The sequence below is a fragment of the Streptomyces lateritius genome, from assembly GCF_014649715.1.
GTDB lineage: Bacteria > Actinomycetota > Actinomycetes > Streptomycetales > Streptomycetaceae > Streptomyces > Streptomyces lateritius.
In genome coordinates this window covers 278,839-291,315 of the sequence record NZ_BMTO01000005.1, presented here as the reverse complement: position 1 = coordinate 291,315, position 12,477 = coordinate 278,839, and the positions used below count along the sequence as shown (strand labels likewise).

14 protein-coding genes are annotated in these 12,477 nt (G+C 72.0%); 7 read left to right on the top strand and 7 right to left on the bottom strand.

Going from position 1 to position 12,477, the window contains the following annotated elements; translation table 11 throughout:
• Window positions 1-133: 133 nt before the first annotated feature.
• The 5 genes from IE136_RS12375 to IE136_RS12355 form a co-directional block, all read right to left on the bottom strand.
• The gene (locus IE136_RS12375) at window positions 134-1,579 is read right to left on the bottom strand and encodes a carboxylesterase/lipase family protein (protein WP_189600331.1); all 1,446 of its coding nucleotides are present in this window, start codon (window positions 1,577-1,579) and stop codon (window positions 134-136) included.
• A 114-nt stretch (window positions 1,580-1,693) separates the two neighbouring features.
• Window positions 1,694-2,032, bottom strand: coding sequence for a nuclear transport factor 2 family protein (locus tag IE136_RS12370; protein ID WP_158993903.1), 339 nt, complete (start codon window positions 2,030-2,032; stop codon window positions 1,694-1,696).
• Window positions 2,033-2,133: 101 nt separating this feature from the next.
• The gene (locus IE136_RS12365; protein ID WP_189600330.1) at window positions 2,134-2,664 is read right to left on the bottom strand and encodes a GNAT family N-acetyltransferase; all 531 of its coding nucleotides are present in this window, start codon (window positions 2,662-2,664) and stop codon (window positions 2,134-2,136) included.
• Between the two features lie 80 nt (window positions 2,665-2,744).
• Window positions 2,745-3,260: a DinB family protein gene (locus tag IE136_RS12360; RefSeq protein ID WP_158984253.1), complete on the bottom strand. Its 516-nt coding sequence runs from the start codon at window positions 3,258-3,260 to the stop codon at window positions 2,745-2,747.
• Window positions 3,261-3,320: 60 nt separating this feature from the next.
• Entirely contained in the window at window positions 3,321-3,692 is a 372-nt protein-coding gene (locus tag IE136_RS12355; RefSeq protein ID WP_158984255.1) for a cupin domain-containing protein, read from the bottom strand.
• Between the two features lie 326 nt (window positions 3,693-4,018).
• On the opposite strand from IE136_RS12355, the gene IE136_RS12350 reads away from it, so the two are divergent.
• The 5 genes from IE136_RS12350 (at window position 4,019) to IE136_RS12330 (ending at window position 7,809) form a co-directional block, all read left to right on the top strand.
• Window positions 4,019-4,411 carry a VOC family protein gene (locus IE136_RS12350; protein WP_158984257.1) on the top strand — a complete coding sequence of 131 codons (393 nt, stop codon included), beginning with the start codon at window positions 4,019-4,021 and terminating at the stop codon, window positions 4,409-4,411.
• Between the two features lie 274 nt (window positions 4,412-4,685).
• The gene (locus IE136_RS12345; protein ID WP_229818798.1) at window positions 4,686-5,069 is read left to right on the top strand and encodes an SPW repeat protein; all 384 of its coding nucleotides are present in this window, start codon (window positions 4,686-4,688) and stop codon (window positions 5,067-5,069) included.
• Window positions 5,070-5,283: 214 nt separating this feature from the next.
• Window positions 5,284-5,637, top strand: a complete 354-nt coding sequence (locus IE136_RS12340) for a DUF805 domain-containing protein (RefSeq protein ID WP_158984261.1) — start codon at window positions 5,284-5,286, stop codon at window positions 5,635-5,637.
• Window positions 5,638-5,854: 217 nt separating this feature from the next.
• A complete protein-coding gene (locus IE136_RS12335; RefSeq protein ID WP_158984263.1) occupies window positions 5,855-7,147 on the top strand; it encodes an ATP-binding protein in 1,293 nt (430 codons plus the stop codon).
• 83 nt (window positions 7,148-7,230) lie between these two features.
• The gene (locus tag IE136_RS12330; protein WP_229818797.1) at window positions 7,231-7,809 is read left to right on the top strand and encodes a YdeI/OmpD-associated family protein; all 579 of its coding nucleotides are present in this window, start codon (window positions 7,231-7,233) and stop codon (window positions 7,807-7,809) included.
• Window positions 7,810-7,829: 20 nt separating this feature from the next.
• Here the strand turns inward: IE136_RS12330 and IE136_RS12325 are convergent, their stop codons facing one another.
• Window positions 7,830-8,342, bottom strand: coding sequence for a GNAT family N-acetyltransferase (locus tag IE136_RS12325; RefSeq protein WP_158984265.1), 513 nt, complete (start codon window positions 8,340-8,342; stop codon window positions 7,830-7,832).
• 213 nt (window positions 8,343-8,555) lie between these two features.
• Between IE136_RS12325 and IE136_RS12320 the strand changes: the two genes are divergently transcribed.
• Window positions 8,556-9,179, top strand: a complete 624-nt coding sequence (locus IE136_RS12320; protein ID WP_158984267.1) for an NADPH-dependent F420 reductase — start codon at window positions 8,556-8,558, stop codon at window positions 9,177-9,179.
• A gap of 20 nt (window positions 9,180-9,199) precedes the next feature.
• Here the strand turns inward: IE136_RS12320 and IE136_RS12315 are convergent, their stop codons facing one another.
• Entirely contained in the window at window positions 9,200-10,735 is a 1,536-nt protein-coding gene (locus tag IE136_RS12315) for a hypothetical protein (RefSeq protein WP_229818796.1), read from the bottom strand.
• 202 nt (window positions 10,736-10,937) lie between these two features.
• On the opposite strand from IE136_RS12315, the gene IE136_RS12310 reads away from it, so the two are divergent.
• The gene (locus tag IE136_RS12310; RefSeq protein ID WP_158984269.1) at window positions 10,938-12,410 is read left to right on the top strand and encodes a PP2C family protein-serine/threonine phosphatase; all 1,473 of its coding nucleotides are present in this window, start codon (window positions 10,938-10,940) and stop codon (window positions 12,408-12,410) included.
• Window positions 12,411-12,477: the final 67 nt, after the last annotated feature.

Sequence of the window (12,477 nt, the reverse complement as noted above, 5' to 3'; positions counted from 1 at the left end):
CGCTGAGCGCACGCGACACGGCGGCGGCCGCCTGAGCGGCATCCGGCAGAGGCCTTCGTGACGGCGCGCGGACGCCGTCACGAAGGCCTCCGGCGTGTGCCCTGCCGCGCGCCGGGCGCGGCAGGCTCCCGGCTCAGGCCGACCAGAGCTCGCGGATCCGCCGCAACGGGTCCCGTTCGACGCGCGGCACCGTGTCCCAGACCATCGTGGAGCGCTCGGCGGCCGTGTAGCGCGGCCACGCCTCGCCCGGGTCCTGGTCCCGTACGAAGGCGACCCAGGCCCGGTGCATCGCGTCGGCGAGGCCCCGAGGCGGCGCGTCGCCGACCACCGCCGCGACGCCCTCGGCGTCCAGGAGGTCGAAGGCGTAGGGCAGGTCGAGACAGTGGGAGGCCATCGTGGTGACGGGCGACTCCCAGGCGAACTGGTAGAGCCATGTGGATCGTTCGCGGGCGGCTCGGGCGTCGGCGACGGCCAGGGACGGTACTCGAAAGGTGGCGTCGGTCAGCGCCTGCCCGAACAGCCGGTCCGGGCCCTCCGCCGCGTACGCAGCGGTGAAGGCGTGGATCCGGTCGACGCCGAGGCCGAGGGCGCCGAGCAGGACCGGAAGCGGCGGCTGTCCCGGGGTGGGGGCGGGGAATCCGTTGAACTCGTGGGCGGTGAAGCCCAGCATCAGCGGGACGTCCGCGCCCGCGTCACCGTCCGTCAGCGCGTCGAGCACCGGCTCCGGGATCAGCTCGCCGTCCGCGAAGGGCGCCAGGGAGAGCAGCGGGGGCAGCCCCTCGCGGTCCGGGCCCGGGGTGCTCATCCTGTCCTGGAGGCCGAGCAGTTCGTCGTCACCGAGGTCGCGCAGCGCGGCGACGGTGGCGGGGACGCCGGTACGGGCGGTGAACAGGCGGGCGACGGCCCTGCCGACCTCGGGGCCGTCGGGGCGCATGACCGCACCGGAGACGGAGAGCGCGCCGCGGAACAGACCCTGGGCTGCGGGCACGGCGAGCAGCGTCTGGACGGCGCCGCCGCCCGCCGACTGCCCGGCGACCGTGACCTTCGCCGGGTCGCCTCCGAAGCGGGAGATGTTGTCGCGGACCCACTCCAGGGCGGCGATCCAGTCGCGAACGCCCCTGTTGTCGGGGGCGTCCTCCAGGTGCAGGAAGCCCTCGACGCCGAGCCGGTAGCCGAGGGAGACCAGCACGACGCCGTCCCGGTTGAAGGAGGACCCGTCGTACCAGGGGCTGGCCGCCGAACCGGCGACGTAACCGCCGCCGTGGATCCACACCAGGACAGGGAGGCCCGCCACGGCGTCGGTGGCGGGCGTGAAGACATTGAGGTTGAGCACGCCGGCGCCCGGAACGGAGGGCTCGGGGATGGTGGTGACCTCGGCGAAGGGACGGCGCTGCGCGGTCGGACCGTACTCGGTGGCGTCGAGCGGTTCGGACCAGGGCTCGGGCGGGACGGGCGCGGCGAAGCGGAGGTGCCCCACGGGCGGCTGCGCGTAAGGGATGCCGAGGAAGCGGACGCTGCCGTCGCCCCGCCGCTCGCCGCGGACGGGGCCGCGGGTGGTGGCGACCGTGGTCGTGTTCAAGGGGCTGCTCCTGACGGGGGGGCGACGTCGTTGCCGCGAGAGAAGGTGACACGTGTAATTCGCGCCTGTCAACGCTTTCGCCGCCGGCTGCTGCCGGGACCCCGGCGCGCACCGCTACGGCTGATCGCGCTCCCCCGGCACGGGAGTCGCCTGGTGGTAGTACAGGCGCAACGCCGAGTACCCGGGCCGGCGGCGCCACAGCGAGCTGCGGTGGGCGCGCAGGCCCTCGATCACGGTCTCGTAGGTCAGATGGACCAGGCCGGGCGCCAGAACGGCGCCGGTCACGTCGGAAGGTTCGTACCGCGGGCCGTGTTCCGCGCCGCCCGCCATCCCGGGGAGCGCGGCGAGCATCTCCTCGTACGTCCACCGGCGGCCGGACGCGCTGACCTCGACGAATTCGGGGTCGAGGAGCGCACCGGCCAGGGCGCGCGAGCCGCGGACCGCGGGGTCCATGAGCCGCAGCTCCCCCTCGACAGCCGCCGCGATCTCGGCCGCGTCACCACCGGCCGCCGCGGTGCCCGCCGCACCGTCCGGCTCACCGCCGCTCAGGGCGCTCACAGCTCGATCCAGTAGCGCCGCTTGAGGCCGATCTCCGTCGAGCGGACGTCCTCCAGGACCCCGCCGTTGCGTTCGATCGTGCGCGCGGAGGCGATGTTGTCGTCGTCGCACGTCACCAGGAGTCGTTCCAGGCCGAGTGCGCGGGCCTCGGGGAGCACCGCGCCCAGCGCCCAGGTCGCGAGGCCGCGACGGCGGGCGGACGGCCGGATGCTGTAGCCGACGTGGCCACCGGCGCGCAGGAGGAAGTCGTTGAGTTCGTGCCGCAGGTCGATGGCGCCGACGTACGCGCCGTCCTCGACGATCCACCAGTGGGTGGCGTGGACCCAGCCCTCCGCCAGCGGCCTGGTGGGGTCGGACTGTTCCCGCAGCCGTCTCACCCAGGCGGCGAAGAGCTCGGGATCGGCGAAGCCCTCACCTGCCGCCAGGCGCACTCCGGCACTGTCCAGACGGGCTCCGGGACGCGCCTCCGCGTCTGCTTCGAGCCAGGAGGAGTGCAGGCGTGCCGTGGGGGCGATCAGTTCGGGCATGCGGGCGACGATAACAGGGCAATGGCCCTGGTGAGCAGGGGATTTCCGGGGCGGTGAGGCCCTCCCCGGCCGCACCCGCGCTACTCGCCGGTGCGGCCGTCGAGACGTTCACGCAGCAGGTCCGCGTGGCCGTTGTGCCGGGCGTACTCCTCGATCATGTGGGCGAGGACGTAACGCAGGGAGTACGTCTCCTCGCCGATGTGTCCGCGGACGTCGAGGGAGTCCGCCGCGTCGACGACGGCGCGGGCCCGTGCGCACTCCTCGCGCCAGATCGTGAAGGCCTCCTCCACCCCGGTCGGGTCGAGGTCGTCGACATCGAAGTCGGCCCAGTCGGCCGAGCCGGGCGGGGTCCACGGACTGCGGCTCTTCTCGCCGTTGATCACATTGCGGAACCAGCCACGCTCGACCTCGGCCGCGTGCCGCACCAGTCCGACGAGTGAGAGCCCCGAGGGTGCCACCGCCCGCTCCTTGAGCTCCTCGGGGGTGAGCCCCGCGCATTTCATCGCCAGCGTGTCGCGCTGGAACTGGAGCATGGCGGTGAGGGTGGTGCGCTCGTCGGCGGTGCGGGGCGGCTGAATGCGGTGATCCTCGTTCATGCGGCCATCGTGTCAGCGCCGGCGTCGACGGTCATGGCGTTTGTGGGGCTCGCGCCGGCGTCAGCTCCCCTTGGGCACGGCGTAACCGCCGAAGCCGTTCCAGTCCAGGGCCACGCAGGGCTCGTCTCCGAGGACCCAGGCGTCATGTCCGGGAGTCACGGTGAAGAAGTCGCCAGGTCCCACCTCTTCCGACGCGCCGTCGTCCATGACGATCTTCATCCGTCCGCTGACGACGTAACCGACGTGGTCGGCTTGGCAGCTGTCCGTCCCCGCGATCGGCTTGACGTGCTTGGACCACTGCCAGCCCGGCTCGAACACGGCCCGGCCGACCGGGCCGCGGTCCGAGTTCACCAGGTCCAGCCTGCCCTTGCCGTCCTCGAAGGGGCGTGTCTCGTCCGCGGAGTCGAAGTTCTTGCGTGCGATTCCGGTCATGTTCGTCCGCCTCCCGGCGGTGGGCGTACGGGTCCCCGAGTCCACTTCCAGGCTACGCCGAACGACCGTCTCCCGGCGCGCCGTTGCCTGGGGCGCCGATCTCCTTTGCGTCTGCGGGTGATCACGGGCTAGCGTTCTCGTATGACTGCCGGGTCGGCCATGGGCCGTGATGGAGCAAGGCACCCGGCCTTGGCGTGACCGCCGCCGGGCGGGCGCGAGGCCCGCCCCCTTCGTCTTCCGCGCGTGACCACTCCGCGCGCCCGAGGTATTCGCACACCAGAGCGATCTCTCAAGACGACCGCGCACGCCCTCGAAAGGACAGCCCCATGGCCGTCGAGCTCAATCACACCGCCGTCCACGCCCGCGACAAGCACCTCTCCGCCGAGTTCCTGGCGACGATCCTCGGCCTGGAGGTCGGCGCCCCCTTCGGGCCCTTCATCCCGGTGGACACCGGCAACCGGGTCACCCTCGACTTCTACGAGGACCCCGATCTCACGTTCGTGCCGCAGCACTACGCGTTCCTCGTCCCCGAGGAGGAGTTCGACACGATGATCGCCCGGCTGGAGGTCCTGGGGGTCACGTACTACGCGGACCCTCATCACACCGACCCCGGCCGCGTCAATCGCCTCTTCGGCGGCCGGGGCGCCTACTTCGCCGACCCCGACGGCCACAACATGGAGCTCATCACCCGTCCCTACACAAGGGTCATGCCGGGCTGACGAGTGATCGCGAGAACACGATCCTGATCATTCGGTGAACACTCATGGAACGATCCCTCTCTTTGGCGGATCTCCGTATATCCCTCACCCGCTTTCTGTACGGATCCCTTATCGGACAGATCTACACATAAAGGCCAGATAAGCGCACAATGAAACAGCGGCACGATGCCGCAAAGCGCGCTCAGACGTGCATGACGCCAGTAAGGAGGCGAGTCGTATGTCTGACGTCTCTCACCGCCCTGGTGATATCAGAGGGCACCCTGACGCACCGGAAATGCGGGACCGCTACTCCCGGGTGCTCCAGACCCGAGGAGCGGCGGCGGTGGAGGAGCTCGTGATCCTCGCCGGTGTCTACGCCGCGATCTCCGGATGGGTGGTCCACTTCTCGGCCGCCAGACCAGAACTCGCACTCAGCAACCTGGTGACCGGCATCGCCCTCGCGGTCCTCGGCCTGTGCATGTCGATGGCACCCGAGCGCTCCCGGGACCTGAACTTCGTCGTCCTCCTCCTCGGCGCCTGGCTGATCGTCTCCGCCTGGCTGGTCCCCACCGCGGACGCCGGCGCCGGCCCGATCCTCAGCAACGTCATCACCGGCGCCTGCGTGTGCCTCTTCGCGGTCGTCGCGGGCGGCCTGCTGATGAGCAAGAGAACGAGATGAGTAAGTCCTTATCCCCTCCGGACGGCGTCGCCACCTCTGCATCAGATGGCGACGCCGTTCCCTGTACCCCCACGCAAAACCAGACACACCGGGCCTCAACGGCTGTCCCCAGATAACGAATTGACCCGCGCGGTTTCGGCCACATAAGTTCTGCGTAAGCCTTGCTCCACAGGGACAGGCTCCCACCACACATCCCAGTCCTTGGGGGGACAAAGTGAACTGGTACCTCGACGTTCTGAAGAAGTACGCGGTATTCGGCGGCCGTGCGCGTCGCAAGGAATTCTGGATGTTCACGCTCTTCAGCGTGATCATCAGCATCGTGCTCTCCGTGATCGACGGTGTGCTCGGCATGCAGCTGCTCAGCCTCATCTACTCGCTGGCCGTGCTGATTCCGACCCTCGCGGTCTCCGTCCGCCGTCTGCACGACACCGGCCGCTCGGGCTGGTGGATCCTCATCGGTCTGATCCCGCTCGTCGGCGCGATCATCCTCATCGTGTTCTACGCGACCGAGGGCAACCAGAGCGAGAACGCCCACGGCCCGAACCCGAAGCTCGCGCCCGCGTACTGAACGTCCGCGTGACGGAGCGCCCGCCTACGGGGCGCGGTGACACCCGAAGCCCCCGGAAGATCTCTTCCGGGGGCTTCGCCCATTCCCGGACTCTCTCTCCCCTGGCCAGTGACGGTTCGTAGCATTCACTCCCCGCGCCTTGTGCACGGTGGCGCACGACCGGCCTCGGCCGCCACCCCTAGCCTCGCCGCATCAGCACGAACGAGGGGCGGTACCGGTGAACTGGCTCATCCATGACTACCGCGAGAGCGATCTCGCCGCGGTGGTCCACCTGATCGACACCACGGCCGAGCTCGGGCAGGAGTCCGTCTTCTCCCTCGCCGAATGCATCGGCGCCCTCACCTCGCGCCAGCCCGCAGTCGTCGCCGTCCACCAGGGCGTGCCCATCGGAGCGGCGCTCGCCTGCGTGGCCGGGGAGCGGGCCTGGGTGATGCGTATCGCCATCGCCTCGGCCTGGCGCGGCCGTGGCCTTGCCAGCGCTCTCCTGGTCGAACTGGAGCGCCGGCTCGTCGCGGCGCGGGTGGGGCGGATCGCGTACGTCCTGCCCGAGGAGGACCTGCTCGGCGAGGGGCTGTTGAACGCCGGGTACACCCGCCAGCCCGCCGTCGCGTACTTCGAGAAGGTGGAGCCGCTGCACGGGCCGGCCGCCAACCTCCTGGAAGACCTCGGGGGCCGGCTGCTGCCAGGCGACCTGTGGGCCAAGGTCGCCGGCATGGAGCGGGAGAAGGACCTCATCGAGCGGCGGGTCGTGCTGCCGCTCGCGGAACCGGAGCGCGCCGCGCGCCACGGGGTCAGGCCGCCGCGCGCCGTGGGCCTGTTCGGCCCTCCCGGCACCGGCAAGACGACGTTCGCCCGCGGGATCGCCTCACGGCTCGGCTGGCCGTTCGTGGAGATCCTGCCCTCCCGGCTGGCGGACGAGGGCAACCTGGCTGCGGCACTGCGCTCCGCTTTCGCCCGGATCGCGGAGCTGGAGCGGGTCCTCGTCTTCATCGACGAGGTCGAGGAGATCGCGCCGGTCCGATCCGAGCCCGCGCAGCCCGGCGGCATGCACGGCGTCACCAACGAACTGCTCAAGCTGATACCGGGCTTCCGTGAGCGTGACGAACGGCTCCTGGTCTGCGCCACGAACTCGATCCGCTCCCTCGACCCGGCCTTCCTCCGCCCCGGCCGCTTCGACTACCTCATCCCGATCGGTACGCCGGACAAGGCGGCCCGCGCGGCGATCTGGGCGCGCTACACGGACGGGCGCGCCGACGTGGACATCGACGAACTGGTCGTGGCGAGCGAGCTGTTCACCCCCGCCGACATCGAGCACGCGGCCCGGATCGCCGCCCAGAACTCGTTCGAGCGCGACCTGGTCTCGGTCGGTGGCCGGAGCGGGGCCGACGAGCGACTTCCCGGGGCGACCACGGCGGACTACCTGGAGGCCATCACCCAGTGCCGTCCGACGGTGACCCCGGAGATGATCACCCAGTTCGAGTCGGACATCACGACGCACGCCCGCTTCTGATGGTATGTCAGGTCTGGACCGCCTCCATATCGTGTCCGTCAAAGCGGTGTCGACGGCATCGGACGGGCACGGAGGGCGGTCACATGGAGTCGTACGAGGGGCTCGAGGTCATGACGGTGAGGGACGTCGCCGAGCTGGAGTCCTGGCTGGAGGCACACCATGCCGACACCCCCGGGGTCTGGCTGAAGGTCGCCAGGAAGGGCTCGGGCGCCACGTCGTTGACCATCCCGGAGATCCTGGACTGCATGCTCTGCTTCGGCTGGATCGACGGGCAGCGCCGCGCCCTGGACGCGGAGTACTTCCTGCAGAAGTACACACCGCGGCGCCCGCGCGGTCTCTGGTCACGGGTGAACGTCCGGAAGGTCGAGGCGCTGACGGCCGCCGGACGGATGCGCGAGCCGGGGCTCGCCGAGGTGCGGGCGGCGCAGGCGGACGGGCGGTGGGCGGCGGCGTACCCGTCCCAGGCCGAGGCGACCGTCCCGGACGACTTCGCGGCGGCACTGGCGGCCGACGAGCGGGCGCGGACCTTCTACGAGGGACTCGGGAAGACCGACCAATACCTGGTGATCCTGCGGCTGTGGCAGGCCCGCACGCCGAAGAACCGGGCGGAGCGGCTGCGGCGGACGATGGAGAAGCTGGCGGCCGGCGAGAAGATCCGCTGACATCACGCGAAGGGGGAGGGTCAGACGCGCTTGCGGTACAGGACCTGGTGGGCGTCGAACTCCACGAAGGACTCGGCATGAGCCATGCCCAGGGCCTCCAGAAGCCGTCGCGAGCGGACGTTCGCCTCCTGGGTCACCGCGACGACGCTCGGGACGCTCTCGAGTGCCCGCTCCACGGCGGCGGCGACGGCCTCGCGGGCGTAGCCCCGCCCCCAGTGTTCGCGCAGGAACTGGTACGACACCTCCGCCTCGCCCTCCCGCGCCTCAGCCTCCACCGTCACCAGGCCGAGCAGCACGCCGTCGGACGCCCGCACGACGGCGTGTACACCGGGCGCGCCCACGATCCGTCGCTGCCGGATCCGTACGACCTGCTCGGCGACGGGTCCGCCCAGATGGAGCCGGACCTCGGGGTCGGTCCACAGCCGGGTGACCGCCGGTACGTCACCGGTCCGCACCGGCCGCAGCAGCAGCCGCTCGGTGATGACCGTCACGACGGCGCGGTGCCCCGCTTCCGGGGCGGAGGAAGGAGCCATGTCCCGATCATCTCAGCACGCCCCGGCCGACCGCCGAGCGGCCGGGCGAGACCTCCGCCCGACCATGACCGGCCCTCCGGTCTAGGTCGTGTCCGGAAAGTAGCGCCGTCTGCCCGCAGGGCAGGGTCCGCGGCGTCCGGTGCGTGCGATCGCAAGGCGGAGGGTCGCCCTCGTACTGGGGGCGTACTCGGGTGATCCCGACAACGCGGGGAAATGAATGTGGCACGCGCCCTGGCCGCGGGCTCGGCCCGCGCGGGCCACGACATCGTCCTCGGGTCGCGTCGGCCCGACGACCCGGAACGACGAGCGGAGTTGAGGGAACTCCTCGCCACCGGCGTACGGCTGGAGAGCTCGGCGTCGGCCGCGGCCGACGCCGAGGTGCTGGTCAACGCGACACCGGGCGGCGCCTCCCTCGCACTGCTCACCTCGATCGGCGCCCCGGCGCTCGCGGCCAAGGTCCTGCTGGACGTGGCGGTCGGCTTCCAGGAGGACATCACGCTCACGCATCCGGTGGTGAGCCTGGGCGAGGAGATCCAGCAGGCGTTCCCGGACACCCCCGTGGTCAAGACGCTCTGCACGCTCGCCAGGGAACTGACGGTCGACCCCGGTTCCCTGGAGGGCCCGAGCACCGTCTTCCTGTCGGGCGACCACGCCGACGCCAAGCGGTCGGTGCGCACGCTCCTCACCGACCTGGGCTGGCCCGAGGAGTCGATCCTCGACCTCGGCGGCATCGTGACGTCGCGTGGCCAGGAGCACTACGCCCTGCTCTTCGTCGGCATCGCGGAGGCGATCGGCTCGTACGGCTTCGGCATCCGGGTCGTACCGCCGCGCCGCTGACGCCTGCCGGGGTACGGGTGTCAGGGCATCCGGCGCCGGAGTGCGGCCAGCGCTCCGGCCCGGCGGCCCGGCACCCGCTGTCGGAGTTCGACCAGGGCGGGGCCGAGTTCACGGGCGCGGACGGGGTCCTTGATCTGCTCCCACTGGTGGTGCGCCCGGTCCACGGCGCCCTCGACGTCCGGGTCGCCCGGCTCCTGGCTCAGCCCGAGGCGGGCCTGGGCGGCGGTGAGCCACAACTCGCAGCTCCTCGCGGGCTCCCCGGCGAGGCGCGCGAGATCGGCCCGGACCTCCATCCAGTGCACGGCCTCCTGCGATCGCGCCCCGTACCTCCGCAGCGCCTCCTGCTCCCACGCGACGGCCACGGCCACGGCCTCGGCGTGCCGCCCGTCCCGCGCGGCGGCGAGGATGGCGGGGTGGGGGTCGTACCCGGGTTCGGAGAGGGGCACCGGGGACGCGCCCTGACCGGCCGTGCGCTCCGCGCCCGCGGAAGGCGGGCTCACCACGACCCCTGACGGCCCGCCCGACCCGCCGTCGGCGGCGGGAGCAGGACCGGACACGGCCACCACGGCGCCCGTGCCGTCCTCACCCCGTAGCGGCTCCGACGCCGTCACCGGCACCCGGACAGGAGCGGGGCCGGGGGCGGGAGCGCTTTCGGCGGGCCGGGGAACGGCAGGCGCCGGAGGCGCGGCGGTCCCGGTGGGCGCGGCGAGCTCGGCGGTCCCGGTGGGCGCGGGGAAGCCCGAAGGGAGCCCGGGCGCCGCGGAGTTCGGCGCGTCGGCCCCCCACGCCACAGCGGGTCCGGCCGCCGCCGCTGCCGCCGGCTCGCCCGATCCCGAACCGGTCTGGAGCGGCGCGATCCCCGCGACGGTCGTCGGGGCCCAGGCAGACGGCGTCCGACCGACGGAGCCGTCGTCCGGGGAGAGGAGCAACACGCCGTCGACGCCGGCCCGAGCCGCCGCCTCGGCGTGGAGGAGGGCCGTCGGGGGCCGGGCGCCCGTGCGCCAGATCGAGGCGAAGGCGCGGAGGTACTCCGGGCTCGCGGGCTCGCCACGCCGGGCGGCCGGGGCGACGCGGCCGTACAGGAGCGCGCCGGGGCCCAGGGACACGAGCCCTGGAGCCGAGGCCAGCCATTCCCAGGCCTCCGCGTCCGCCACGAGGTCCGCCACGACCGTCGTCGTCCCCGGGCGCCGCACCGCCAGTTCGGCCGCGAGCCAGTGCCAGGGCAGTCCGGTGTACCGCAGCGTCGTGGGCGTGCTGCGGGCCAGCGCGAGGTGCGGCAGGCGCTGGCGGCGGTCCAGCTGGAGCTGGCCCGCGAGGTAGACCGCCAGCGGCCCCGGCGTCGCCGCCGCGGCCCGAAGCCGGGTCAGGACGGTCTGCGGGTCCAGCGGGTCGGCCAGTTCGACCACCGTCGCCACCGGTGTGCCGGTCAGCGCGCCCGGCGGCACCGCCGCCAGCGCGGGCAGGACGGACGTCGCGTCCACCGCCCGTCCCCGTCCCGCCGGGGCCGCTGCCAGCAGCACCGCAGTACCCACCGTGTCCACTTCGTCGTTCACCACAGCAGCACCGTAACCTTCTCACCGGCACGATCCGTTACCACCCCGATGGCCGATAATCGGCGGGCCTTTGGCATATGTCAGAAGCACCACCGTATCGAGTGTTGCCAAAGTCCTTACGACCCGTCTCCGCCTGTGCGACAGTCGAGACCGGGCCTTGTTCCTCGTTCGCAACTGGCCGCGCGCGCCTGTATCGGAGTACGACATGCCGTCCCATATGTTCGCGGACCGTCCCGCCCAGCCGCCCGAGCCCGGCACGGTGGACGCGTTGATCTCGCAGACCCGCCGTCTGCGCGGTGAGGTGGACGCCGTGCGACGGGACGCCGTCATGGACGAGGACGACCCCCGCAAGCGCTGGCAGCGCGCCCTGTGCGATCTCGCCGTCCACCAACTGGACGACCTCGGAGCCCATTTGGGACAGCTCAAGGCCGGTGTGCCGGACGAGGCGCCGGCCACGCCCGGCCCGGAACCCGAGAGCGCGGCCGATGCCGCCATCGGCCCCGGCGCCGCCTACGGCGCTCCGGACGCGTCCCCGGGCACCGGATCACTGCTCAGCCGCGTCGGCAGCGCCGAGTGGAATCTCCTCACCGACGAGGTCAGCTGGTCCGAGGAACTGCATCAGATCTTCGGACGGACCCCGGCGAGCGGCCCGATGTCGTTGGACGAGCTCCCGTCGGTGGTCTTCGCCGAGGACCAGCCCCTGTTGCAGGCGATGGTGACGGACTGTCTGATCGACGGAAAGCCGATCGACGGTGAGTTCCGCATCGTCCGTGCCGACGGCCGGGTCCGCACCCTCCACATGATGGGCGAGCCGGTCCTCGACGCCGACGGCTGCACGGCATCCATGTGGGCCGTCTTACGGGACGTCAGTGAGCTGCGACGCAGCGAGCGCGCGGTCCGCGAGTCCCGCGACTCTCTCCAGCGCCGTCGGCACAGGGAGCGCACCGAGCGCCGGGTCGCCGTCGAGCTCCAGGAAGCCGTCCTTCCTCCCTGGCGCGGTTCGCTGCGCTTCGCCCACGGCGGTCCCGGTGCGTCGCTCGACGTGGCGGGTCACTACCTGCCGGCCGCGTCGACCGGCCTGATCGGCGGCGACTGGTACGACGCCCTCGCGCTCCCCGACGGGGACGCGCTTCTGACGGTGGGCGACCTCACCGGGCACGGTGTGTCCGCCACCTCCTCCATGGCCATGCTGCTCGGCGCGCTGCGCGGTATGGCCGTGGCCGGCATCCGCCCCGGTTCCCTGATGGGCCATCTCAACCAGCTCCTCGAGACCTCCGGGCAGCCGGCCCTGGGCAGCGCGATGTGCTGCCGCTACGACCCGGCGAGCCAGACACTCTCCTGGGCTCAGGCGGGACACCCCGCCCCGTTGCTCTTCCGCGACGGGACGGGGAGCGCCCTGGCGCGGCCGGACGGTGTGCTCCTGGGAGCGACGCCCCGGGCCGCGTACGAGGAGGCCGAGGTACGGCTGCTCCCCGGGGATCTGCTGATGCTCCACACGGACGGGCTGACCCGGCGCGGGGGCATGGACGATTCGGGTACGCGACGTCTCCTCTCGTTGGCACCACGGCTGGCCGGGGCGCGGGACGCGCAGGACTGCGTACGGGCGGTGGTCGAGGAGTTCGGCGAGACGCCGGGCGAGGACGACGCCTGCGTGATGGTGGTCCGGGTCGGTCCGTAGGAATCCGTAGGCGTCGGGCATGTGAAGGGGCGCCCCGGTTGTGGCCGGGCACCCTCGGTGTGGAATC

Coding starts and splice junctions, on each gene's coding strand:
- IE136_RS12355 (WP_158984255.1), bottom strand. CDS start 3,692: ATGACCGGAATCGCACGCAAGAACTTCGACTCCGCGGACGAGACACGC.
- IE136_RS12345 (WP_229818798.1), top strand. CDS start 4,686: ATGCGGGACCGCTACTCCCGGGTGCTCCAGACCCGAGGAGCGGCGGCG.
- IE136_RS12310 (WP_158984269.1), top strand. CDS start 10,938: ATGCCGTCCCATATGTTCGCGGACCGTCCCGCCCAGCCGCCCGAGCCC.
- IE136_RS12360 (WP_158984253.1), bottom strand. CDS start 3,260: ATGAACGAGGATCACCGCATTCAGCCGCCCCGCACCGCCGACGAGCGC.
- IE136_RS12350 (WP_158984257.1), top strand. CDS start 4,019: ATGGCCGTCGAGCTCAATCACACCGCCGTCCACGCCCGCGACAAGCAC.
- IE136_RS12330 (WP_229818797.1), top strand. CDS start 7,231: ATGGAGTCGTACGAGGGGCTCGAGGTCATGACGGTGAGGGACGTCGCC.
- IE136_RS12365 (WP_189600330.1), bottom strand. CDS start 2,664: ATGCCCGAACTGATCGCCCCCACGGCACGCCTGCACTCCTCCTGGCTC.
- IE136_RS12370 (WP_158993903.1), bottom strand. CDS start 2,032: ATGGACCCCGCGGTCCGCGGCTCGCGCGCCCTGGCCGGTGCGCTCCTC.
- IE136_RS12325 (WP_158984265.1), bottom strand. CDS start 8,342: ATGGCTCCTTCCTCCGCCCCGGAAGCGGGGCACCGCGCCGTCGTGACG.
- IE136_RS12320 (WP_158984267.1), top strand. CDS start 8,556: ATGAATGTGGCACGCGCCCTGGCCGCGGGCTCGGCCCGCGCGGGCCAC.